Consider the following 22,461-nt stretch of genomic DNA (forward strand, 5'->3'; position numbering starts at 1 on the left):
CTGGGGCTGACGCCTCTCCCCCACCCCCACGGATAACGTCATGGCCATGCACGACGAGCGCCCCATCTACGGCCGGCTGAGCCGAGGTCAGCTGGTCGCTGCCGACTGCCTGGCGGCGCTCGGATTCCTCGGTGTCCTGCTCGGCCTGCGCCAGAACCAGACAGGCGCTCCTGCCGACTGGCTCGACTTCGTGGTGATCGCCGCGATCGGCCTGCCGCTGGCGGTGCGCCGGCTCGCGCCGGTGCCGGTGTTCGCCGCGGTACTGCTGGCAACGCTCGTCGCGTACCGGCTCGACATCGTGCGCGACTCGTTCGCCGCCGCGGCGTTTGCCTTATATATGGTCGCGCTGATCGTCCGGAAACACCGGCGGGAGCCGACGATGGTGATTGGGATCGTGAGTGCTCTCGGGGTTCTCACGCTTGGGCTCGGCACGCCGGGCACGTCCCCAGCACAGCCACCGGAGTGGTGGACCGACGGTGTGGCACAGGTTGCGCTGGGCTCCTGGATCCTCGGCGCGGCCTGGACGCTCGGCCGGGCCGTACGCGAGCGGCGGGCCTACGTCAGGCAGCTCGCCGAACAAGCTGTCGCACAGGAACGGCTGCGGATCGCACGTGAGCTCCACGACATCGTGGCCCACAGCATGAGTCTGATCGCGGTGCAGGCCGGCGTGGCCAACCACGTGGCGCAGGCCCGGCCAGAGGAAGCGACCGCGGCACTACGGGTGATCGAGCAGACCAGCCGGAACGCGCTGACCGAGATGCGCCAGGCGCTCGGCGTGCTACGCGCAGACGCCGGCTCCGAGGTCGGGGTGGGCAGCAACGGCGCAGCTGCCGGCACCAGCACCGATCTCGGAGCCGCCGTCGGTGCCGGTGCGGAGTTCGCTCCGGCACCCGGACTGTCCGGCCTTGACGAGCTCGCCGACCGCGCGGCGATGGCCGGTGTGGTGGTGAAGCTCGACGTCCGCGACGTCGACGGTTTGCCGGCGAGCACCCAGCTCGCTGTCTACCGGATCGTCCAGGAGGCGTTGACGAACGTGGTCAAACACGCCGCGCCGGCTCGTTGCCAGGTGAGCGTTGCGGCGTCTGAGGGCGAGGTGTGCGTCGACGTCACAGACGACGGCTCAGGGCGTGGAGTGGTCCCCAACGGCGTCGGGCATGGGCTGGTCGGCATGCGAGAGCGGGTCGGGCTCTATGGCGGGTCGTTCTCGGCGGGTCCGCGGGCCGAAGGTGGGTTCGCGGTCCAGGCACGCTGGAGGCTTGCATGATCCGCGTGCTGATCGCCGACGATCAGGTGCTGGTGCGAGGCAGTCTCCGGTTGCTGGTCGAGACCGAGCCTGGCTTCGCCGTCGTCGGTGAGGCTGGCACCGGTGCCGAGGCCGTCGAGGTCGCTCGCCGCGAACGGCCCGATGTGGTCCTGATGGACGTACGCATGCCGGAACTCAACGGCATCGAGGCGACCCGGCAACTTTGTGCCGACGACAACGGAGTCGCCGGCGTGCGGGTGTTGATCCTGACCACGTTCGATCTCGACGAATACGTCTACGCCGCGTTGCGGGCAGGTGCGAGCGGATTCCTACTGAAGGACACCCGGCCAGGTGACCTGCTGGCGGCGATCCGCGTCGTCGCCGACGGAGAGGCGTTGCTCGCACCCAGCGTCACTCGGCGGCTGATCGGGGCGTTCGCCGGACGGCCGGAGGTAACGACCGTGCTTCCGGACGCGCTGGCCAGCGTCACCGAACGTGAACGCGAGGTGCTCGCACTGATCGCGCGTGGTCTGTCGAACGCCGAGATCATGGAGACGCTTCATCTCAGTCAGGCGACGGTGAAGACTCACATCAGCCGATTACTGGCCAAGCTCGAAGCGCGCGACCGGGCGCAGCTGGTGATCATCGCGTATGAGACGGGGGTGGTGTCTCCGGCACGATTTTGATGCGCTCCCGGATCGAGCTGGTCGAGTCTCTCTCCGGAGTCCGGCGACAGGTGGACGCCGGGTCGGAGACCTCGCCTATGACCAGCCGGCGAGCAACCAGGTGCGGCTCACCTGGACCATGCCTACCGACAACTCCATAGTGACGAAGCGCGAACCGGGTCTTTGCGGGACGGCTTTGCGTGCAGGTGCTCGACCGCGAGCAGTCCGCCCGAGCTTCACGATCCTGGTCTCAGCGGCCACGGGGCCGTCGGAGTCCTAGGAGTGGTCGGCACCGTCGAGGTCGTCGAGATCAGCGACGAGGATCTGCTTGTCCTCCGGGTCGGTCAGTTGGTCGACCAGTGCTCGGGCATGTGCCACGTGCCGGGCGCAGGCAGCCGGGTCACCGGCGACGAGATGGGCGCGGGCGAGGGCCTCGTGTGCGGCACCGGTGTCGAACGGACCGAGGTCGTGCTCCTCCGCCAGCTCGAGGCAACGCCGGGCATGGTGGAGGGCGGGCTCGGAGCGGCCAAGGACCGCGTACACGCGGGAGCACTGCCACTCGCCGCGACCCCAGTTGACCGGTTTGCCGACCTGGCCCCAGTGATGCCGGCTCGCGTGTGCGGCGTGCAGGAGCTCGTCATCCTGGGCGACGGTGCGGTCCGGAGTCTCGAGCAGCGTCCAGACGTGGTTGAAGAGGGCGGCCGCCAGGCGGCGCTCGTCCTCCGGGTCCAGGGCGAAGGCCGGCGGTCGGGACATGGTGGCGTCCTCCTGGTGTTCGACGATCATGCGGAGACGGTGGTTGATGCCTTGCAGGCGCCAGATCTCGGCCTCCAGCCGGGCTCGATGCGTGGCCAGGCGGCGGCGCCGCTCGTCCGGGGTCGCGTCGAGCATGCTGCGGATCTGGGCAAGCGGTACATCGAGCTCGCGCAGCGCGGCGATCAGCCGGGCCGGCTCGCTCTGCTCTGAGGAGTAGTAGCGGTAGCCGGTCGACGGGTCGACGCGAGCAGGCACCAGCAGGCCGAGGTCGGCGTAGTGCCGCAAGGCACCGATCGACAACCCGGTCTGCCGGGCGAACCGCCCGATCGAGATCAGCTCCACGCCCGCAGCGTAAGACTCTCCGGCAGGTCGAGAGTCAAGGCACACGGGCAGGGAGCGCACACCGCCGCCTCGACGACGGCGAGCAACGACTGCTCGGGCAGCAGGACAACGCGCGGGCAACTCGGGGTGTGTAGCAGGCCCGGTCGGGTCGGCCGGCTGCTCGGCCAACGGGCAGTCCTCGAGAAGGGCGGCCTGGCGGCTGGAGCGCGCAGATCACGCCAGTCGGCGGAGTGGACCGTCAACCCGCCGGGCCGGACGCTCCGACGCGGCGCCGTTTGCTCAACCACGTTGGTCGTCAACGGGCGGGCGGGTGAAGGTGGTCGAACGGCCGCGGCGACCAGGGCCGCCATGTGGCCAGGCCATGGCGCCCGCGGCTCGGCCAACGACCGGCGACGTGGGTCGGCGTGGTCGGGCGGCTGCGGTGTCCAGTGCCGTCCTGCGGCCGGGGCACGGTGCCAAGGGCTCGAGCTGCTGTGTCCGCAGCTTGAGGGGCGAGGATCGTCAACGACCAGAGCGGCTGGAACGTTCAGGCCCACTAGGCCTGGGTGGTGGACGCCTTCACCCAGCGCGCCAGTACGTCGGCGGCGGCGCCGGTGTCGATCGAGTCTGCGCAGCGGGCCATCGGGTCGACCAGTTGCTCGGCCAGCGGGCGGTCGTCGAGGGTGAGGGTGGCGAGTGCGGCTGCGGCGTTGAGCAGTACGGCGTCCCGGATTGGGCCTGGGCGGCCGGAGAGTAGTTCGCGGACGGCGGTGACGTTGTAGTCGAGTGTTTGGCCGCGTAGGGCTTCGGGCGCAACCCGATCGATGCCGACCGACGCCGGGTCGAAGACGGACTCGGTGACGTCGCCGTCGCGGACCAGCCAGACACGCGAGGTCGCGACGGTGGTCAGCTCGTCCAAGCCGTCGTCGCCGCGGACGACGAGGGAGGTGCAGCCGCGGGCGGCCAGGACCTGGGCGATCACCGGTGCGAGGTGGGGCATCGCCACGCCGACGAGCTGGTGCCGTGGATCGGCTGGGTTGATCAGCGGTGCGAGCCAGTTGAAGGCGGTCGGCACACCGAGCTCGCGGCGTACCGGCGCCGCGTGCCGCATGCCTGGATGGAACAACGGCGCCAGGCAGAACGTGATGCCGGCCTCCGTCGCCAGCCGGGCGACCTGCTCCGGTGGCAGCCCGAGGTTGACGCCGAGCTCCTCGAGCACGTCGGCGGCGCCGCACGGCGACGACGCGCTGCGGCCGCCGTGCTTGACGACGGTGACGCCCGTGCCCGCGAGTACCAGCGTGGCCATCGTGGAGATGTTGACGGTGCCCGCAAGGTCGCCGCCCGTGCCGACGATGTCGACGATGACGCCGGGTACTTCGATCCGGTGGGAGTGGGAGTACAGCGCCCGCGCGAACGCCTCGACTTCCTGCGGCGTCTCCCCCTTCGCCCGCAGCCCCAGCAGGAACCCCGCGAGCTGCGCAGGCGTTGCCTCGTCGCGGACGACGCTGGTCATCGCCCACTCTGCCTGGGAGTCGGTGAGGTCGCGGCGGGCCACGAGCGCGCTCAGCACGTTCTTCCAGGACATCGACATCGGATCTTCCCCAGCCTTACTCAGCACGGATATACGCGGCCGGCACATGATCGGTCAGCCATACGCCGTTGTCACTCACGTAGAACCTATAGCCATCGCGCGTCATCCCGGCCGCGTCGATCCGCAGCACGACCGCCCGGCCGCGGCGCTGCCCGACCTTCTGCGCGGTGGCGACGTCGGGTGACAGGTGTACGTGGTGCCGCGTGCCTCTGTCCAGCCCGCGCTCGAGGATCGGCGGCACGTTGCGCTGCGGCGTGCCGTGAAACAGCACGTCCGGCGGCTGCGCGGGCGGCAGGTCCAGCTGAACGGCGACGGAGTGTCCCTGGTTGGCCCGGATCCGGTTGCCCTCGATGGCGTAACGCCGCTTCTCGTTGGTCTCGACCACCTCGTCGAGCTGGTCACGCCGTAACCGCAGGCCGTGCGACCTGAGTGCGGCGAGCAGCTCGTCGATGTCGGCCCAGCCCGCGTCGTCCAGTTCGATGCCGATGCTGCCCGGATCGTGCCGCAGGACATAGGAAAGCCGCTTGCTCACGCGAGTACGTTCGGCGTGTTCCACGGGCCAATTCTGCCGGATCCACTAGCGTCGCGAGGATGGCCGCCGTCGAGACTCAGCCCTCCGGTTCGGTCCGCGGAGACAGCGATTTCTCCCGCCTCTGGTTCGCCCGCGCGGTCAGCGATCTCGGCAGCGCCGTCGGCCTGGTGGCCCTCCCGCTCGTCGCCGTGGTGACGCTGAAGGCGTCGACGTTCCAGGTCTCGCTGCTCACCGCGCTGTCAGCAGCGACCGCCGCCGCGCTGGCGCTTCCGCTCGGCGCGTTCTTCGAGCATCGGCGGAAGCGGCCGGTACTCATCGGCACCGACGTCATCCGCGCGCTGAGCCTGGCCAGCGTTCCAGCCGCGGCCGTGTTCGGCAGCCTGACCTACCCGCACCTGGCCATCGCCGGCATGGTCAACGCCGGACTCACCATCCTGTTCGGCTCGGCCAGCCAGGTCCACCTCAAGGCGCTCGTGCCGCACCTGGCGCTCGCGGAGGCCAACGGCAAGCTGGAGTCGACGTTCTGGCTCGGCTACTCCGCCGGTCCCGCGATCGGCGGCGCGCTGGCCGGGTGGCTCGGCCCAGCCCGTACGTTGCTGGTCGACGCCGTCTCGTTCCTGGTCAGCGCGTTCGCGGTGGGACGGATCAAGCAGCCCGAGCCACCTCCGCCGGCGACCGACCACTCCGTGCGCCGGGTCGAGCGGCTGCTGGCCGGCTGCCGGTTTCTCGCGCACCACAAGGCGTTACGTCGTTGCCTGCTCAGCTACTCTCTGTTCGGCGCGATGGTCATGATGATCTCGCCGCTGGAGACGCTGCTGCTGATGCGCCGCCTGGAGGCGACCTCCTGGCAGTACGGACTCGTGGTCGGCCTCCCTTGCCTCGCGGGCGTCGCCGGAGCGCGGGCGGCCGCGCCGCTGATCCGGAGGATCGGAGTCCTGCCCACGTTGTGGTGGGCGGCGCAGCTGCGTGGGCCGTGGATGATACTCATGCCGCTCGCCAGCCTGCCCGGCATTCCGAGGTGGGCGGCCCTGGTGATGGTCGGCCTCGCCCTGGGCGGCATGCTCGCGTTCACCGCACCGTCCAACGCCGCACTGATGACCTACCGGCAGACCGCCATCCCGGACGAGGTGATGACGCGAGCGATGAGCGCCTGGTCGCTGTGTACGCGCATCGCCCAGCCGATCGGTGCACTCGGCGCCGGCATCCTCGGCACGGCACTCGGCGTCGTTGGCGGCCTGTGGGTCAGCGTCGCCGTACTGGCGGTGTCGGCGCTGCTGCTCCCGCGACGCGGTACAGAAGCCGCTGACTCCCCACAGATCGACAACGCCGACAGCACGGAGAACGTGGCGGGCCCGGGGCAGGGCCGCTAAGCCAGCCGAGCCGCAGGCGTCGGCGGCGGCGGCGAGTGGCAGGGCTGATGTGGCTGGCGCTGCTCTCATGACGCGGCTCGGAAGCGGCCGACGATGCCAAGGACGGCAAACATGGACTGCGAGAACAGGACGGACATCGCGACCGACGCGCGGCAAAGCCAGCGAGACAGCCGAAGCGGCAGGCGCGCCTACGCAGGCAGCCGATCCGCTGCAGCACGCAGAGCTGCCGACGCATCCGATGCGAGCGGCTCGCCGTGGCCGAAGCAGACCACCGATGCCGTCCAGGGAGGCGAGCCGGCGCATGGACGCGATCGTCTGCTGGCGGTCGAGGTTGAAGACGCCCAGGATCGGCTGTCCCTGAGGGTTGGCGATCGTGTCGCCGGTGAAGAGGACGCCCGCCGCTTCGACGTAGACCGCGATGCTGCCGTCGGTGTGTCCCGGGATCGACAGCACCCGCGCCCCGCCACCGAACGCGATCCGGTCGCCGTCGCTCAGCGCGCGATCCACCCGGCATGGCGGCGCCGGCGGCAGCTGGGGCCGTACGACGATCGCCTCGTACAGCGGTTTCTCCTCCTCGGTGAGCACCGGCGGCGGTCCGGGCACGTCACCTCGGATGATCGGAGCGTCGGCCGCGCCGGCCAGCACCTCCACGTCGCCCCACGCGGCCAGGTCGGCGGCCGAGCCGGTGTGGTCGTTGTGGAAGTGGGTCAGCACCACCCGCCGCAACGCCGACCGGTCCAAGCCGAGCTCGCCGATAGCCGCCGCGATCTCGGACGACGCGCCCGGCAGCCCGGTGTCGACCAACGTCAGCTCGCCGGAGTCGTTCCAGAGGTACACCTGGCCGAACTGAAGCCGGATCACATGAAGACCCGGCAGGATCTCGTCACGTTCCACGGAGGCCGAACCTACTTCAGGACAACACCTGACCTCAACCCGTCCTACCGTTGAGTCCATGAGCCCGGACCCGATCAGCCGCCGCGGCCTGAACCGCGCCCTGCTGGACCGCCAGTACCTCCTCGCCCGCCGCCCGGCGTCGGCGTACGACACGATCGAGCACCTGGCCGGCATGCAGGCTCAGCTCCCGCTCGATCCGTACGTCGGCCTCTGGTCGCGCCTCGAGGGCTTCCAGACCGGCGAGCTGGCCAAGCTGATGCTCGACCGCCAGGTCGTGCGCGCCACGCTGATGCGCGGCACGATCCACCTGGTCAGCGCCCGCGACTGCCTGTTCCTGCGCCCGCTGTTGCAGATCGTCATGCAGCGCATCTTCACCACCGCGTTCGGCCGGCCGCTGAAGCACCTCGACCTGGAGCCCATGCTCGAGGCCGGCGCGCGGCTGATGGACGAGCAGCCGCGCACCCGCACCGAGCTCAGGAAGCTGCTCGGCGAGCGCTGGCCCGACGTCGACGCCAACAACCTGGCGTACGCGGTCAGCTACCTCGTCCCCACGGTCCAGGTCACGCCGCGCGGCGTCTGGGGCCAGACCCTGCAGCCCACGCTCGCGACCGTCGAAGGCTGGCTCGGCCGCCCACTCGACGCCGGTGCCGAACTGGACGATCTGGTCCTGCGCTACCTCGCGGCGTTCGGCCCCGCGACCGTACGAGACGTGCAGGCCTGGTGCGGCCTCACCAAGCTCCGCGAGGTCGTCGACCGGCTGGGTCCGAGGCTGCGCAGGTTCCGTGACGAGAACGGCGCCGAACTCTACGACCTGCCCGAAGCGCCCAGGCCCGCAGCCGAGACGCCGGCGCCCGTACGGTTCCTGCCGGTGTACGACAACGCCCTGCTGAGCCACGCCGACCGCAGCCGGATCCTCGATCCGGGCGGCGGCCTCGGGACCTTGTTCTCCGGTCCGGACGCCAACTACGGCGGCCTGCTGGTCGACGGCTTCCACACCGGCATCTGGCGGATCGACAGCGACAAGGACAGCGCCAGGCTCGACATCCAGACCGCTCGGAAGCTGTCGGAACAGGAACGAACCGAGGTGGTCGCCGAGGGCCGGCGCCTGCTCGAGTTCGCCGAGGCCGAAGCCGCGACCTACGACGTCAGGTTCGTCAAAGCGTGACCTGATCCCCCGGCCGCGGCAGGTGCAGCCGATCGCCCAGCCCGGCTGCGTCGAACGCCTCGACCAGCGTCTCAGGCCCCTGTGTGAAGTGCCCCCAGTGCTCGAAATGCAACGGTACGACCGCACGGGCGCCGAGGATGCGCGCCGCCGAGGCGGCGTCCGCGCTCGGCAGCGTGAGGTACGCATCGCCCACCAGCGGCGTCCGCGCACCGCCCGCGAACAGCACCGCGACGTCGACCGGCGCGAACCGGTCGGCGACCGCACGGACGACGTCCAGCGACGCGTTGTCGCCACTGACGTACACCGTCGGCAACCCGTCGCCGGACAGCACGAACCCGGTCACCTCCCCGACCAGCGGCTCCGAGCCAGGCGGCCCGTGCAGCGCCGGCACCCCGGTCACCCGCACTACGCCGAGCCGTACTGACTCCCACGCAGGCAACGCCGACGCACCGATCCGCTCGGCGGCCGCGGCAGTCGACAGCACCTGCGGCACGTCGGCCAGGAACACCCGCCCGAGCCGGTCGAGATTATCGGGATGCTGGTCGTGCGACAGCAGGACGGCATCGACCGGCCCGACCTCGCCGGCCGAGATCGCCGGACCCGCCAGTTTGGTCAGCTTCCGCTCGCCGATCGGATAGTCACCCGGCGGATCGAACGTCGGATCGGTCAGCAGTCGCAGGCCGCCGAACTCGAGCAGCGCGGTCGGCCCGCCGATGTAGTGGATGCGAAGTCCGCTCACGTTCACGGGCAACCCACCCGCGGCGGCCGGCTATTCCACCACCGGGACGCGGTAGACCTGACTGATGCCGTGCACGGTGAAACCCATCCGCCGCAGGATCGGCGCCGACGTACCCCACCGCGCGTGCACGATCGCCAGGCTCCCGCCCTGCTCGGCGGCGTCGGAGAGCCGGGCAGCGACCAGCCCTCGGTACGCACCCTTGCCGCGAAACGACGGCAGCACCCCGCCGCCCCACAGCCGGATCACCTCGCCGGCGAGCTCGTGCCCCGCACAGCCCACGGCCCGGCCGGCGTAGTACGCGACGTACCGGCCACCGCCCGAAGCCACCTCCCGGTCGACGTCCGCCTGCGAAGGCAGGTCGAACTCCGGCCACAGCGTCGAGCGCACGCGGTGCGCCGCCCAGACGTCCTCTGCCGTCGTCGCCGCGTGCGCGTCGATGTCCGGCGGAACGGTCAGGTCCAGCGGTCCGCTGGTCAGGTCGTAGCTGCACACGTCGAACGGCTCGGTGACGACTCCGCCGGCCCGCCGCAACGCCTCCGCCAGGTCGGGCGGCGAGGGTCGCGGCCAGACCGTCCAGAGCAACGTCGTCGCCCCATGGCCGGCGGCCAGGTCACGCGCCTCCGCGACGAGCTCGTCCGCGGCGACGCCCTCGGGCGCGGCGTCGAGCACCGCGCCGTCGAGCACCGTGGCCTCGTCCCGGCGTACGGACAGGCGCAGGCGCGCAGTCCGCGCGATCGTGGCGTCGGCCGGCGCCCACACCCAGCGATGGAACTCGGCGAGCACAGCATCGGTCGTCCAACGGCTCATTCGATCGCCTCCAGCAACGTGTGGCAGGTCCGGCGTACGGTGTCCAGCCGGGCGACGATCCGGCGCTGGTCGTCGACGGAGACCAGGCCGGCCTTACGAAGCGCCGCCACCTGCCGCGACACTGTGCTCTGGTGTACGCGCACCGCGTCCGACAGCGCCTGCATCGACACCGGCCCCTGGTCGGCGAGGTAGAGCACGATCGCCAGCCGGGTACGGTCGCCCAGCGCCTGCATCGTCGGCGCGAGCTGCGCCAGCCGTCCCACCGCGATCCCCGGACGTCCCTCGCTGGCACCGGCATCCACGGCCGATCCCTGTGGGCTGTACAGCAACCAGGCTTCGGCTTCGGTCCCGAACAGCGACATGCTCCGCCCCAGACCAGGGCACGGCATCAGCACCAAAGCGCCGGCCTGGTCGAGCGCGGAGGCGTACAGCGGATCCGGCCGCAGCGCCGTCACCTGCGTCACCGCCTGCACGCCCGTCACGCCGACCGGCACGACAGCCTGGGCGGCCGCCGCCCGCAACGCCGGCAGTTCCAGCGGCCACACCCGGGCCAGCCACAGGTCCCAGACCGCGTCGAGGAACCCCAGCATCTGCTCGCGTACGAACGCGGCGTCGCCCAGCTCGGCCGCGCGCTCCTCTGGTTCGGCCACGCCCCACACGCGCACCGTCTCCACGACATCCGGCACGGTCGGCCGGTCCGCGGGCGACTTGCCGTAGCCCAACACCGCGAGCGAGCCTTCCGCGACCATCGCCTCGATCCGCGAGTCGGACAGCCGCGCAAGCCAGCCGCGCAGCGCCGGATAGTCGCTCTGTCCCGGATGGTCCACGGGCAGCTCCCGGAGCAGGAAGTCGCGGAGGTACGTGCCGTGCGCTAACACCGCCCGTATCCCACGACTGTCCTCGGCTACCGACGCCGGCATCGCCTGTGCGGCCGCCTGCGCGTCGGGTGTCGGGGTCGCCTTGCCACCGAGCGCGTAGTCGACGAGCACCATCGCCGTGGTCAGCGCGACCGGCAGCGCCGGCGGCACCACCCGCACCTCGGGCGCCGGCGTCGCCTCCGCAAGGACGGGCACCAGATCACTCATACGACCGAGTATGCAGTTTGCGCATTGCGCATGCAACGTCTAGCCTGGCCCCCATGGGTATTCACATCGACGGCATCACGATCCGCTGCCGCGACCTCAAGACGTCCCGGCACTTCTACGAGGAGCTGCTCGGCTTCGAGGCCGGCCAGGACCTCGGCACGATGCAGGAGCTGTTCGCACCCACCGGTCCGTGGTCGGGCGCCGATGCCGAACACTCACCACCGCCGAGCCGGATCTTCGTCATGCTCGACCAGCTCGGTGAGGACGAGACCGCGAATCCGCCAGGTGGGCTCTACGGCGTGGTGCTCGGCCTCACCGTCGACGACGTGGACGCGGTGGTCGAGAAGCTGCGACCGGCGGCCAAGGGCGTCCGGATCGAGCCACAGGACGAGGGCTGGGGCGTACGCAACGCGGCCGTCTACGATCCCGACGGCCACGAGATCTGGATCACCGGACCACTCAAGGGCGACGCGAGCTGACCAGCGCCTCGACGCCGTCGAGGATGCACTTCAGCCCGAACGTGAACGTGTGCGCCGGATCGTAGGCCGCACCCAGCTCCTCCCCGGCCACCGCGCCGACCTTGGCCGCCAGCGGAAACCGCGAGGCGTCCATCAGCTTGCCGAGGTACGGCGCGTGCGCCGCCCACCACTGCCGATCCGTCACGCCGGTCTCCTCTGTGTTCCGGGCCGCGTCCACCGCGCTGCGAGCCGCGCCGTGCACGAAGCTCGTGACCAGCGCGACGATGGAGTCCATCTCCAGCTCGGTCAGCCCGACGCCGTCGACGGCCCGCAGCTCGTACTCGTACTTCGCCATCAGGTTCGGCCCCAGCGGCGGCCGGTGCGCGACGACCTGCAACAGCCACCGATGCCGGTGGTACAGCTTCCAGTGCTCGTGCGCCACCTGCTCCAGCCGTTGCCGCCACGACGCGCCGGCGAGCGCGGGCCGCGCGGTCTCGCCGAGCACCACGTCCTCCATCAGGTCGATCAGCTCGCCCTTGCCGGGTACGTGGGTGTAGAGCGACATGGTGCCGACACCGAGCTCCAGCGCCACGCGGCGCATCGACAGCGCACCCAGGCCCTCGGCGTCGGCGACCGAGATCGCCGTTCGCACGATCGTGTCGACGCTGAGGCCGCCGCCCCGGCTGGGCTTGTCGAACGCGCGCCACAGCAGAGCCAGGCTACGCGCGGGGTCGCCGGTGCCGGTGTACTCCGCCAACGTTTGCTCACCTGGCCTCTCGTACGACGTACCGTACACTGTACGGCCATGAGGTTCGAGCCGGCTGATCCACCCCGTACCAGCGTCCTGATCCACGCGGACGAAGCCGGCCGGACGGTTCGTACGCCGATCGCCGACGCGCTGCCGCTGCTGCTCGCGACTCCCGGTGACCTGGGCGAAGCCGCGGCCGCGGCACTCCAAAGAGTCGCCGCCGGGGAGCTCGAGCCCACCGGGACCGGCGCGTGGCGGATCACCGCCGACCTCGACGAGGCACTACGCCCGCTGGCCGACGCGATCGCCGACGGGCTGGTCGACCAGGTGGCGGCGGAGCAGCGGCTCACGTTACGGGTCGAAGGCCCGGACCCGTTCCGGATCGTCGTCCCCGCACCCGAGCTGGCCGATTCCGCGAGCCTCGCGGTCGCCGTCCGCCGGGCCGCGCGGATCTGGCCACCGCTGGAACGCCTGCTGCACCAGGCCGTTCCCGACGAGATGGAGCTCGACGACGAGGAGCTCGCCGAGCTGTCCGGCCACGGTGCCGAACGCCTGATCGGTGCCGGCGTCGACGTCGACTGGCTGCCCGGCCTGACCCGCGACCTCACCGCGACCGCGGTCGCGCGCGGGAGCAGCCCGAGCGGGCTGGGCGGCAAGCTCGAGATCGACTGGCGGCTCGACCTGGCCGGTAGCCCGCTCACCCAGGCCGAGGTGGCGGAGCTGGCCGCCGCCAAGCGGTCGATCGTGCGGCTCCGCGACCAGTGGGTGCTGGTCAGCCCCGACGTCGCCCACACCGCGCGGGCTCCCCGGCCCGAGCCGGTCCAGGCGCTCGACCTGCTCGGCGACGCGCTCGCCGGCACCGTACGCGTCGGCGGCTGGCTGGAAGACCTGCGAGCCAGCCTCGCCCAGGCCGGCGACAACACCGAGGCCGTCGAGCCACCGCACGCGCTGAAGGCGACCCTGCGCGACTACCAGCTGGCCGGCCTGCGCTGGCTGGTCCGTATGACCTCGCTCGGCCTCGGCTGTTGCCTGGCCGATGACATGGGTCTCGGCAAGACGATCACGCTGATCGCGCTCCACCTCCATCGCCTGGACCAGCAGGAGCTCCACCATCAGGAAAGGGCCGGACCCACGCTGGTCGTCTGCCCGGCGTCGTTGCTCGGCAACTGGGAACGCGAGATCCAGCGGTTCGCCCCCGGCACCCCCGTCCGCCGCTACCACGGCACCGAGCGCGACCTCGCCACCAGCGGCTTCGTGCTCACGACATACGGCACCATGCGCCTGGACGCCGAGCGCCTCGCCGGGCATGACTGGGACCTGGTCGTCGCCGACGAGGCACAGCACGTGAAGAACCCGCTCTCCTCCACGGCCAAGGCGCTCCGCCGGATCCCGGCGACCGCCCGCGTCGCGCTGACCGGCACGCCCGTCGAGAACAACCTGTCGGAGCTCTGGGCAATCCTCGACTGGGCGACGCCTGGGCTGCTCGGCTCGCTCGCGCAGTTTCGCGACCGCTGGGCCAAGCCGATCGAGGCCGACCGGGATCCCGTCGTCACGGGGCGGTTCGCCCGGCTGGTCCGCCCGTTCCTGCTCAGGCGGCGCAAGTCCGACCCGGGCATCGCGCCCGAGCTGCCCGCCAAGACCGAGACCGACCAGCTGGTCGCGCTGACGGCCGAGCAGGCCGGCCTGTACGAGGCCACGGTCACCGAGCTGATGGCCGACGTCCGCAGGGGCACCGGCATGGCACGACGCGGCGCGATCATGAAGCTGCTCACCGCCCTCAAGCAGATCTGCAACCACCCGGCGCAGTACCTCAAGGACAGCCGGCTTCCCGGCCGTTCCGGCAAGCTGGAGCTGCTGGACGAGTTGCTCGACACGATCCTCGCCGAGGACGGCGCGGCGCTGGTGTTCACGCAGTACGTCGCGATGGCCCGGCTGCTGCAGCGGCATCTCGACGCCCGCGGGATCGGCACGCAGCTGTTGCACGGCGGCACACCCGTCGCCCAGCGCGAACGGATGGTCGAGCGGTTCCAGGCCGGCGACACCCCGGTGTTCCTGCTGTCGTTGAAGGCCGCCGGCACCGGGCTCAACCTCACCCACGCCGACCACGTGATCCACTACGACCGCTGGTGGAACCCAGCCGTCGAGGACCAGGCGACCGACCGCGCGTACCGGATCGGCCAGACCCGGCCGGTCCAGGTGCACCGGCTGATCGCCGAGGGAACGCTGGAGGACCGGATCGCGAACCTGCTGGCCGGCAAGCGCGCACTCGCCGAAGCCGTCCTGACCGGCGGCGAGTCCGCGCTGACCGAGCTGTCCGACGCCGAGCTCGCCGAGCTGGTAGAGCTGAGGAGGCCACAGTGAGCGGACCGATCGAATCGGACGTACGTGGGTTCCCCGCGTTTCCCAAGCAGGGCAAGGGCAAGCAGTTCGCCCGCGGTTGGTGGGGCGAGGCGTGGGTGCGCGCACTGGAGGACACGTCGCTGGCGCAGGAGCCGCTGCGACGCGGCCGCGCGTGTGCCCGCAGCGGCAGGGTCGGCCCGATCACGATCAGCCCGGGACGGATCGCCGCCGTCGTCCAGGACCCGGATGCGACGCCGTACTCGACAACCGTCTACGTCAGCGAGCTCACCGGCGAGGAGTGGGAACGCTTCGCCCTGCAGCTGGCCGGCCGGGCCGGGCACATGGCGGCGTTGCTGGAGCACGAGATGCCGGTGTCGCTGGCCGAGGCCGCCGACGACGCCGAGGTGCCGCTGCTGCCCGGCATCGGCGACCTCGAACCAGAATGCGACTGCCCGGGCTGGGACCACCCGTGCGAGCACGCGGCCGCGCTGTGCTACCAGGTGGCGTGGCTGGTCGACGACGACCCGTCCCTGCTGCTCCTGCTGCGCGGCCGCACCCGCGAGGCACTGCTGGCCGAGCTGCGCGAAGCCGGTGGTCACCACGAGGGCGTACGGCTGTCGGACGAGGCGGTGGCGTTCCTGCGTACGAGCGCGGCCGCCCGCGCCCGCGAGCTGCTCGAGGCGGCCGGCCGCTCAGCCGGCTGAGGCAGCCGGCGACAGGTAGGTGTCGAGCGTCGGCGCGAGCTGGTCGACCAGCGTGTCGATCGACTCCGACGCGATCGGCTCGACGCGCAGGATGTGACGCAGCACGGCGACGCCCAGGAGCTGACCGAGCGCCAGGTCGATGCGCAGCCGCGCCTGGTCCGGCCCGATCAACGGCACGACCCGCTCGTAGAGCACCTCGGTCAGGAACTGCCGGATCAGGTCGGCCGCCGCGTCGTGGGTGACGGCGCCGCGGAGCACGGCCTGCAGCCGTGGGCCGATGTCAGCAGATCCCCAGAACTCCAGGAAACCTCTGGCCAGCCGCCTGCCGATGCTCTCCGACCCCGGCGCCGCCAGGCGATCCAGCAGCACTTCCGGATCGAACGGCCACTCGATCACCGCCCGGAACAACGCCTCCTTCGAGCCGAAGAAGTGCACGACCAGCGCCGGGTCGACACCGGCGTCGGCGGCGACCGCGCGGATCGTCGTCCGGGCGTAACCGCCCTCGGCGAATCGCCGCCGGGCGGCTTCCAGGATCGCTCCACGCGTGTCCGGTGTGCCGGCCCGGCGGCCTCGTCTGCTCTGTGCCACGGTGCTATTCTACGCTTGTTGAATTAATTCGGAGAAGGAGCGCCCGATGGTCCTGAGCAAGCGGCTGGCCCGGCTGAACCGCAAGGGCCTCAACAAGGTCACCAGGCACATCGCCGGCTGGATGCCCGGCTTCGGCATGATCACCCATCGCGGGCGCAAGTCCGGCAAGAAGTTCCGGACGCCGATCAACGTCTTCCGCACCGATGACGGGTTCGTCTTCGCGCTCACGTACGGCCCCGACACCGACTGGGTCAAGAACGTGCTCGCCGCGGGCGGACTCGAGCTGGAGACCCGGCGCAAGCACTACGACCTGGTCGAGCCACGCGTGGTGCACGACGAGACGCGCAAGGACATGCCGCGCTTCTTCGTCAACCAGGTGCTGGCGCTCAACGACGTCAACGACTTCCTCTACCTCAAGCGCAAGGCCTAGTACACCTAGTCGCCGTCACCGGCGAGCCAGTCGCGGACGCCGATCAGCAGCCGCTGCCGGACGGCTTCGGGTGCCGCGGACACCGCGATCGACTGCTCCGCCAGCAGCGCCAGCTCCTCGTCAGTGCACCCCAGGTGCTCGCGCGCGATCGTGTACTGGCCCGCCAGCCCGACCTCGAAGATCAGCGGGTCGTCGGTCGCCAGCGCGACCGGCACGCCGGCCGCGAGCAACGGCCGCAGCGGCACCGACGCCAGGTCCGCGACGACCCCGAACGGCGGGTACGACGTCGGGCACACCTCCAGCGCCACGCCCCGCTCCACCAGCAACCCGATCACGCCGGCGTCGTCCACAGCGGTCAGCCCGTGCCCGATCCGGCGGGCACCGAGCAGCGCGACCGTGTCGCGTACGTGCCAGGCCGCCTCGTAGAAGCCGGCGTGCGGCACCGCCAGCAGGCCGGCGTCGTTCACCAGGCCGAACGCCGGTACGAAGTCGGCCACCTTGCCGAGCCGCTCGTCGTTGGAGAGCCCGAAGCCCACAACACCGTCGGACGCGTAGCGGACCGCGAGCCGGGCCAGGCGCTCGGCGTGCACCGGATCGGCGCCCCAGCTGGCCGCCAGGATCACGCCGAGCGGCTTGCCGTGAGCGGCCGCCAGCACGGCTTCGACCGCGCCCTCCAGGCCGCCGAGATGCGGTGCGTACGACGTCGGGTCGACCTGGATCTCCAGCCATCCCGCGCCGTCGGCCAGGTTGTCGGCGACCGCCTCGGTGACGATTCGCTCGATGTCCTCTGCCGTACGAACGGCGGCTCGCGCCGTGTCGTAGCGGGCCTGGAACACCTCCCAGCCGTGCGGCCTGGGCTGGGCCGGATCGACCGGCGGCAACGGCGGCAGGCCGTGCCGGGCGGCCAGCTCCGCAGCCGTACCGGGACGCATCGAACCGGTCAGATGAAGGTGCAGGTTGGCTTTGGGCAGCGCGCGAACGTCACGCCGCATCGGCGAACGCACCATCGACCAGCACGGGCACGACCGGGCTCGACTCGACCTCGATCGCGACCTCGACATCCTCGGCGAACCCGCCCTGCACCAGCTCGATGCCTGACGCGCACTCCTTGACCGCCCCCGCCACGTCGCCGACACCCTTGTGCATCAGGCGGATCGCCTGCGCTTCCGGCGACAGCCGGCTGACGCCCTGCTCCACCAGTGCCGCGATCACGGCACCAGCACCCAGCGCGTCCTCCAGCGACGGCCGCAGCTCACCGGCCGGCCACCGCTCCCCCGCGGCGATCACCGCGACCGGACGTTCCGGCGTGCCGTAGCCGTTGCCGATCAGCCATCGACCGACCGCGGCGGCGTTTCGCAGGCTGGCGGCGACCACGCACCGGCCCGCCTCGGCGGCAGCGGCGGCGATCGTCGACCCGTTCGGCGACGGCAGCACCAGGCGCGGAACCACCGGAGCCTTCCGCAGCGCCGCCGGCGACAGCGACCAGGGGTTGTGAGGCGTCACGGCACGGCGTCCGACCGCGAGCTTGGCGTTCACCTGCCTGGCCAGCCGGGCGGCCGACTCGTCCTTCCAGCGGTACGGAAAGACCGCCATGCCACGCTCGACCGCGACCGAGACCGTCGTGGTGAACGACAGCACGTCGATCACCACCAGGCAGGCCACATCGGGTACCAGCCGCGCGCTTCCCTGCGGTCCCCACTCGAAGCGGACATCCCCGGACACCTGTGAAAGCCATGTACTCACCGCCCAATCATTCCAACCGGCGGGGATCTCGTCTACCGAGCCAAGCCGTCCAGGATCCGGATGATCTCCGCGTACTTGGCCGGCGGCGCGGCATGGGCGGTCTCGACCGTGCGCACGTCGAAGCGGTTCCACGGCGTCCGCGCGTCCGCCTCACGGATCAGCCGGTCCTGCAACGCGAGCGGGAGCATCCTGTCCAGCCTGTGCCGGATGTACGTACGCGGGATCCGGCCCCACGTGTGCGGGTCGACCGTCCACTCCTCCACCTGGACGCCCAGCGACTCGTCGGGCTGCAGCGAGCTGAGCATCGCGAGGAACTCCGCGTCGGTGCCGTCCTCCATCAACGCGCCCTTGGCCTTGGCCAGCCACTCGGCGTTCGCCCAGCGCCAGTTGACGCGGACCGCGCCGGTCTTCGCGGGGTCGCCGACCAGGGCTTCGCCGAGTACCGGACCTTGTGAGGTGCTGCCTTCGGGTGTCTCGAAGTACGACTGCAGCGTGGGCAGGTCGACGCAGAGCAGCGCGGAGTCGTAGACGAGACGGTCGATCAGCTGCGGAACCTCGTTGCCCGCGAGGCTGATCGCCGCACCACCCATGCTGGAGCCCACCAGAATCACGGGCCCGTACCGCGCGACCTGGCGCACCACGTCGATCACGGCATCGGCGTAGTCCCGCAGCGTCTTGCCCGCGGTTGGCGACGGCTGCGCGGCCATCGCGTCGAGATCCTGCGGCGCCTGGTACGCGACCGTGAACTGCTGCGCCGACGGCTCGTGCCCCGGCAGGTCGACACCCAGTACGCGGTGACCCAGCGCCGCGAGCTGGCTCGGCGCGCCGGCCGTACCGTTGGCGCCGGTCACGAACACGAACGAGGTGACGCCGGGCCGGCGCCCACGTCCGGCACCGGTGGCCGACGCGGCTGCCGGTGCGGCGGCAAGTGCCGTGCCGAGGGCTGCACCGGCAATCGCACCGGCGGCGACTCCGGAGGTCCGCAGGACGTCGCGTCTGGTCCTTCTCGTGAGCTCGGTCATGGCTCGATTCGACCGCATGCCGTGGCTGCGGCGAATCTGGAATTCGTCGCGGATCGCCTACACCCAAAGGTGGAATAAACCATCCGGAGCCAGGGCTGTTTGGCTGATGGAGGTGCCCACGGTGCACGGCGAGTACAAGGTTCCGGGCGGCAAGCTGGTCGTCGTCGACTTCGACGTCGAGGAGGGCGAGCTGCGGAACGTCCGGGTGAGCGGCGACTTCTTCCTCGAGCCCGACAGCGCGCTCGAGGCGATCGACCGGGCGCTGGAGGGCGCACCGGCCGACGTACCGGCGTCCGAGATCGCCGCGCTGGTCGAGGCCGGGCTGCCCGGCGACACACTGATGTACGGCCTGTCCGCGCAGGCCGTCGGCGTCGCGGTGCGGCGAGCACTGGGCGCGGCCACCGGCTGGGGCGACCACGACTGGCAGCTGATCCACACCTCGCCACAGGATCCCGCGCTGCACATGGCGATCGACGAGGTGCTGGCGCGGGAGGTCGCCGCCGGGCGCCGCGCGCCGACGCTGCGGATCTGGGAGTGGGCCGCGCCGGCGGTCGTGATCGGCAGCTTCCAGTCGTTGCGCAACGAGGTCGACCCCGAGGGTGCGCGACGGCACGGCATCACGGTCGTACGCCGGGTCAGCGGTGGCGGCGCGATGTTCATCGAGCCCGGCAACACCATCACCTACTCCCTGTACGTGCCCGACTCGCTGGTGCAGGGCATGACGTTCGCCGAGAGCTACGCCTTCCTCGACGACTGGGTGCTGGGCGCGCTCGGCGACCTCGGCGTCAAAGCGTGGTACCAGCCGCTCAACGACATCACGTCCGACGCCGGGAAGATCGCCGGTGCGGCGCAGAAACGGTTCGCCGCCGGCTCGGTGCTGCATCACGTGACGATGGCGTACGACATCGACGCCGGCAAGATGCTCGAGGTGCTGCGGATCGGACGCGAGAAGCTGTCGGACAAGGGCACCAAGAGCGCCAACAAACGCGTCGACCCGCTGCGGCGGCAGACCGGGCTGGGCCGGGAGGCGGTCATCGAGTCGATGATCTCGTCGTTCCGTATCCGCTACGGCCTCACCGACGACACGCTTCACCCCCACGAGCTGAACGCCGCCGCGAGGCTCGTTCAGGAGAAATACTCCAAACCGGAGTGGATTGCCAGAGTCCCTTGAAAGATTGAGAGATCGCGATGCCAAAGCTTGACATCGGCCCGATCGGCGCGGGCCTGAACCCTGGTGACGACGTGCGCGAGGTCGAGGAGCTCGGCTTCTCGACGGCGTGGTTCAGCGGCGGGCCACTGCAGGACCTCGGCCAGCTGGGCGATGCGGTGCGCAGCACCGAGCGGATCACGATCGGCAGCGGGATCATCGCCGTCGACCGGTTCGGCGCCGACGCGGTGAAGTCGTTCTACGCCGAGATCGAGGAGTCGCACCCGGGCCGGTTCATCGCCGGGCTGGGCGGTGCGCACGGCGCGAAACCCTTGCAGACGTTGAACGCCTACCTGGACGAGCTGGACGGTTCCATACCGGTGGAGCGGCGCGCGCTCGCAGCACTGGGGCCGCGGATGCTGGAACTCGCGCGGGACCGGACAGCGGGCGCCTATCCGTTCCTCGTCACACCGGAGTACGTCGCACAGGCGCGGGCACAGGTCGGCGACGACACGAGCCTGGTGATCGGCCTGTTCGTGATCCCGGAGACCGATCCCGTCAAGGCACGAGAGGTCGCCGGCCCGTCCCTGAGTTTCCTCAGCCAGGCCGGCCCTTACCGCTCGAACTTCAAGCGCCACGGCTTCACCGAGGACGACATCGACCAGGTCACCGACCGCTTCTTCGACGCGATCGTGGCCTGGGGAGACCCGGAAAGAATCGCGGCGCGAGTCCAGGAGTACCTCAGCGCCGGCGCCGACCAGGTGGCGCTCAGCCTGCGAGACGCCTCAACCGACGTCCGCCGCGCTCTCGCGAAGCTGCTGATCGGCTAGATCCACGAGCCACTGCCGGGCACGGGCGCGACTGTGCAAGGACACGACACGCGCGTGCCCGGCGTACTCCTCCAGCTTCGCCAGCACACGCGGCCGCATGGTGCGCCGATAGCCGAGGACGTACTTGACGACGTCCAGGTTGAGTTGGTGCTCGCCACCGCGGCGGACGTGCCGCGAAAAAATCCCCCAGAGGCAGGACCGCGTCGGCACGTCGACGAAGACGACGGTGTCACAGGCCCGCAGCCGGATCTCCAGCGTCGAGTTGTAGTTGCCGTCGATCACCCAGCGCGGGCGGGCGACCAGTTCGCGCTGAGCGTCGGCGAAGTCGTCCATCGGCGCGGTGTTCCACTCGTCGTCGTAGTACATCGCGTCCAGATGTGTTACGGGCGCACCGGTCAGCTGTCCGATCGCCCTTGCTACGTACGACTTTCCGCCACCACAGCACCCAACCACCAAGACCCGCTCCATCGTGGCAAGGCTACTGAGAACGTCAGGCCAGCGGCAGGCGACGCACCGGGGAGATGCCGTAGCGTTCGGCCGCGGCTTCCTTCAGCGCCGCGATGCCGTGCTTGCGGATCCGCAGGTGCAGCTCGGTCATCGACTTCTGGGCCGTCAGGTCGCCTTCGAACGCGGAGATCGAGTCTTCCGGCAGCGCGTTGGCGATCGCCAGGATCGCGCCCGCGGCGCCGAGCGGTCCGGCATAGCCGGCCAGTGCGGCCGAGCCGACGTAGACCGCGCCGTCCCAGGTCGACAGCTCGGCCAGCAGGCGGTTCGGGTCGCCGGAGGAGTCCTTGATGCCGCCGATCGGCAGGTCCATCAGCTCCTCGACCGGGATGCCGGGAACGCCCAGTGGCGCGGGGTTGTGGTAGCCGAACACCCGGCTCGACTCCCCCACGCCCTCGGTCACCGCGGAGTAGAAGCCGACGAGATCCTGGCCTCCACGCGGCGGCAGGACGAGCACGCCGTCGGCGCCGGCCTTGCGGGCGGCCACCGCGCGCTGGGCCGCGGCCCGCGTCCACGCCGCGCTCGCCCCGGCGATGACGGGAATGTCGCGCGGGACCCGGTCGCGTACGGCCGCGATGAGCTCTTCGCGTTCGGAGTCTTCGAGGGTCTCCGACTCGCCGGTGGTGCCGGCGACCAGCACCGCTCGGATCCCGGCGTCGGTCATCCGGCCGGCGTGCTCCGCGGTCGCGGCGACATCGACCGAGCCGTCCTCGGTGAACACGGTGAGCAGCGCAACGCCTACGCCCAGAAAGCCCGCATCTGTCATACCTACAAGCCTC

Annotated in this window: 23 protein-coding genes and 1 pseudogene; 10 read left to right on the forward strand and 14 right to left on the reverse strand. The window is 70.8% G+C overall.

What is annotated here, in order from left to right:
- Positions 1-46 precede the first annotated feature (46 nt).
- Complete coding sequence (locus ACYVF6_RS40575) at positions 47-1,264, forward strand: sensor histidine kinase (protein WP_460530284.1); 1,218 nt, start codon at positions 47-49, stop codon at positions 1,262-1,264.
- The gene (locus tag ACYVF6_RS40580) at positions 1,261-1,929 is read left to right on the forward strand and encodes a transcriptional regulator (RefSeq protein WP_460530287.1); all 669 of its coding nucleotides are present in this window, start codon (positions 1,261-1,263) and stop codon (positions 1,927-1,929) included. Before ACYVF6_RS40575 ends, ACYVF6_RS40580 begins: the two co-directional genes overlap by 4 nt.
- Before the next feature lie 255 nt (positions 1,930-2,184).
- Here the strand turns inward: ACYVF6_RS40580 and ACYVF6_RS40585 are convergent, their stop codons facing one another.
- The 3 genes from ACYVF6_RS40585 to ACYVF6_RS40595 form a co-directional block, all read right to left on the reverse strand.
- Entirely contained in the window at positions 2,185-3,006 is an 822-nt protein-coding gene (locus ACYVF6_RS40585) for a MerR family transcriptional regulator (RefSeq protein WP_460530290.1), read from the reverse strand.
- 535 nt (positions 3,007-3,541) lie between these two features.
- Positions 3,542-4,576, reverse strand: a complete 1,035-nt coding sequence (trpD, locus tag ACYVF6_RS40590; protein ID WP_460530293.1) for an anthranilate phosphoribosyltransferase — start codon at positions 4,574-4,576, stop codon at positions 3,542-3,544.
- A gap of 16 nt (positions 4,577-4,592) precedes the next feature.
- Complete coding sequence (locus tag ACYVF6_RS40595) at positions 4,593-5,132, reverse strand: RNA 2'-phosphotransferase (RefSeq protein ID WP_460530296.1); 540 nt, start codon at positions 5,130-5,132, stop codon at positions 4,593-4,595.
- Between the two features lie 35 nt (positions 5,133-5,167).
- On the opposite strand from ACYVF6_RS40595, the gene ACYVF6_RS40600 reads away from it, so the two are divergent.
- Entirely contained in the window at positions 5,168-6,478 is a 1,311-nt protein-coding gene (locus tag ACYVF6_RS40600) for an MFS transporter (protein ID WP_460530299.1), read from the forward strand.
- Between the two features lie 339 nt (positions 6,479-6,817).
- On the opposite strand, the pseudogene ACYVF6_RS40605 reads toward ACYVF6_RS40600, so the two are convergent.
- Positions 6,818-7,546: pseudogene (locus ACYVF6_RS40605) on the reverse strand (MBL fold metallo-hydrolase); the annotation flags it as partial.
- Between ACYVF6_RS40605 and ACYVF6_RS40610 the strand changes: the two are divergent.
- Positions 7,431-8,537 carry a winged helix DNA-binding domain-containing protein gene (locus ACYVF6_RS40610; protein ID WP_460530302.1) on the forward strand — a complete coding sequence of 369 codons (1,107 nt, stop codon included), beginning with the start codon at positions 7,431-7,433 and terminating at the stop codon, positions 8,535-8,537. The pseudogene ACYVF6_RS40605 and the gene ACYVF6_RS40610 sit on opposite strands and share 116 nt — an antisense overlap.
- Here the strand turns inward: ACYVF6_RS40610 and ACYVF6_RS40615 are convergent.
- From ACYVF6_RS40615 to ACYVF6_RS40625, 3 genes are read right to left on the reverse strand one after another with little or no spacing between them, the layout of a single operon-like run.
- On the reverse strand, positions 8,527-9,276 hold the full coding sequence (locus ACYVF6_RS40615) for an MBL fold metallo-hydrolase (protein ID WP_460530306.1): 750 nt from the start codon (positions 9,274-9,276) through the stop codon (positions 8,527-8,529). The two genes, ACYVF6_RS40610 and ACYVF6_RS40615, sit on opposite strands and share 11 nt — an antisense overlap.
- A gap of 30 nt (positions 9,277-9,306) precedes the next feature.
- Positions 9,307-10,083 carry a GNAT family N-acetyltransferase gene (locus ACYVF6_RS40620; RefSeq protein WP_460530309.1) on the reverse strand — a complete coding sequence of 259 codons (777 nt, stop codon included), beginning with the start codon at positions 10,081-10,083 and terminating at the stop codon, positions 9,307-9,309.
- On the reverse strand, positions 10,080-11,168 hold the full coding sequence (locus ACYVF6_RS40625) for an ArsR/SmtB family transcription factor (protein ID WP_460530312.1): 1,089 nt from the start codon (positions 11,166-11,168) through the stop codon (positions 10,080-10,082). The genes ACYVF6_RS40620 and ACYVF6_RS40625 overlap by 4 nt, the downstream gene beginning before the upstream one ends.
- A gap of 53 nt (positions 11,169-11,221) precedes the next feature.
- On the opposite strand from ACYVF6_RS40625, the gene ACYVF6_RS40630 reads away from it, so the two are divergent.
- The gene (locus ACYVF6_RS40630) at positions 11,222-11,647 is read left to right on the forward strand and encodes a VOC family protein (protein ID WP_460530315.1); all 426 of its coding nucleotides are present in this window, start codon (positions 11,222-11,224) and stop codon (positions 11,645-11,647) included.
- Here ACYVF6_RS40630 and ACYVF6_RS40635 read toward each other — a convergent pair.
- A complete protein-coding gene (locus tag ACYVF6_RS40635; protein WP_460530318.1) occupies positions 11,628-12,383 on the reverse strand; it encodes a TetR/AcrR family transcriptional regulator in 756 nt (251 codons plus the stop codon). The genes ACYVF6_RS40630 and ACYVF6_RS40635 overlap by 20 nt on opposite strands.
- A gap of 48 nt (positions 12,384-12,431) precedes the next feature.
- On the opposite strand from ACYVF6_RS40635, the gene ACYVF6_RS40640 reads away from it, so the two are divergent.
- Both ACYVF6_RS40640 and ACYVF6_RS40645 read left to right on the forward strand, forming a co-directional pair.
- A complete protein-coding gene (locus tag ACYVF6_RS40640; protein ID WP_460530321.1) occupies positions 12,432-14,735 on the forward strand; it encodes a DEAD/DEAH box helicase in 2,304 nt (767 codons plus the stop codon).
- Complete coding sequence (locus tag ACYVF6_RS40645) at positions 14,732-15,418, forward strand: SWIM zinc finger family protein (RefSeq protein WP_460530324.1); 687 nt, start codon at positions 14,732-14,734, stop codon at positions 15,416-15,418. The genes ACYVF6_RS40640 and ACYVF6_RS40645 overlap by 4 nt, the downstream gene beginning before the upstream one ends.
- On the opposite strand, the gene ACYVF6_RS40650 is transcribed toward ACYVF6_RS40645, so the two are convergent.
- Positions 15,407-16,006 (reverse strand): TetR/AcrR family transcriptional regulator, encoded by a 600-nt coding sequence (locus ACYVF6_RS40650; RefSeq protein WP_460530327.1) that lies wholly within the window; start codon positions 16,004-16,006, stop codon positions 15,407-15,409. The genes ACYVF6_RS40645 and ACYVF6_RS40650 overlap by 12 nt on opposite strands.
- A 46-nt stretch (positions 16,007-16,052) precedes the next feature.
- Between ACYVF6_RS40650 and ACYVF6_RS40655 the strand changes: the two genes are divergently transcribed.
- Positions 16,053-16,436 (forward strand): PNPOx family protein, encoded by a 384-nt coding sequence (locus ACYVF6_RS40655; protein ID WP_460530331.1) that lies wholly within the window; start codon positions 16,053-16,055, stop codon positions 16,434-16,436.
- Between the two features lie 5 nt (positions 16,437-16,441).
- Here the strand turns inward: ACYVF6_RS40655 and add are convergent, their stop codons facing one another.
- Genes add through ACYVF6_RS40670 form a run of 3 tightly spaced genes read right to left on the reverse strand, consistent with a single transcriptional unit; the run spans position 16,442 to position 19,201 of the window.
- A complete protein-coding gene (gene add / locus ACYVF6_RS40660) occupies positions 16,442-17,428 on the reverse strand; it encodes an adenosine deaminase family protein (protein WP_460530334.1) in 987 nt (328 codons plus the stop codon).
- Positions 17,418-18,179: a 2-phosphosulfolactate phosphatase gene (locus ACYVF6_RS40665; RefSeq protein ID WP_460530337.1), complete on the reverse strand. Its 762-nt coding sequence runs from the start codon at positions 18,177-18,179 to the stop codon at positions 17,418-17,420. Before ACYVF6_RS40665 ends, add begins: the two co-directional genes overlap by 11 nt.
- Positions 18,180-18,211: 32 nt before the next feature.
- The gene (locus ACYVF6_RS40670) at positions 18,212-19,201 is read right to left on the reverse strand and encodes an alpha/beta fold hydrolase (RefSeq protein ID WP_460530340.1); all 990 of its coding nucleotides are present in this window, start codon (positions 19,199-19,201) and stop codon (positions 18,212-18,214) included.
- Positions 19,202-19,307: 106 nt separating this feature from the next.
- On the opposite strand from ACYVF6_RS40670, the gene ACYVF6_RS40675 reads away from it, so the two are divergent.
- Positions 19,308-20,372, forward strand: coding sequence for a lipoate--protein ligase family protein (locus ACYVF6_RS40675; protein WP_460530343.1), 1,065 nt, complete (start codon positions 19,308-19,310; stop codon positions 20,370-20,372).
- 17 nt (positions 20,373-20,389) lie between these two features.
- Positions 20,390-21,178 carry an LLM class oxidoreductase gene (locus ACYVF6_RS40680; protein WP_460530346.1) on the forward strand — a complete coding sequence of 263 codons (789 nt, stop codon included), beginning with the start codon at positions 20,390-20,392 and terminating at the stop codon, positions 21,176-21,178.
- Here the strand turns inward: ACYVF6_RS40680 and ACYVF6_RS40685 are convergent.
- Positions 21,134-21,646, reverse strand: coding sequence for a P-loop NTPase family protein (locus tag ACYVF6_RS40685; RefSeq protein ID WP_460530349.1), 513 nt, complete (start codon positions 21,644-21,646; stop codon positions 21,134-21,136). The two genes, ACYVF6_RS40680 and ACYVF6_RS40685, sit on opposite strands and share 45 nt — an antisense overlap.
- Positions 21,647-21,668: 22 nt before the next feature.
- Positions 21,669-22,448 (reverse strand): dihydrodipicolinate synthase family protein, encoded by a 780-nt coding sequence (locus ACYVF6_RS40690; protein ID WP_460530352.1) that lies wholly within the window; start codon positions 22,446-22,448, stop codon positions 21,669-21,671.
- Positions 22,449-22,461 lie beyond the last annotated feature (13 nt).

Source organism: Flindersiella endophytica (assembly GCF_054779015.1).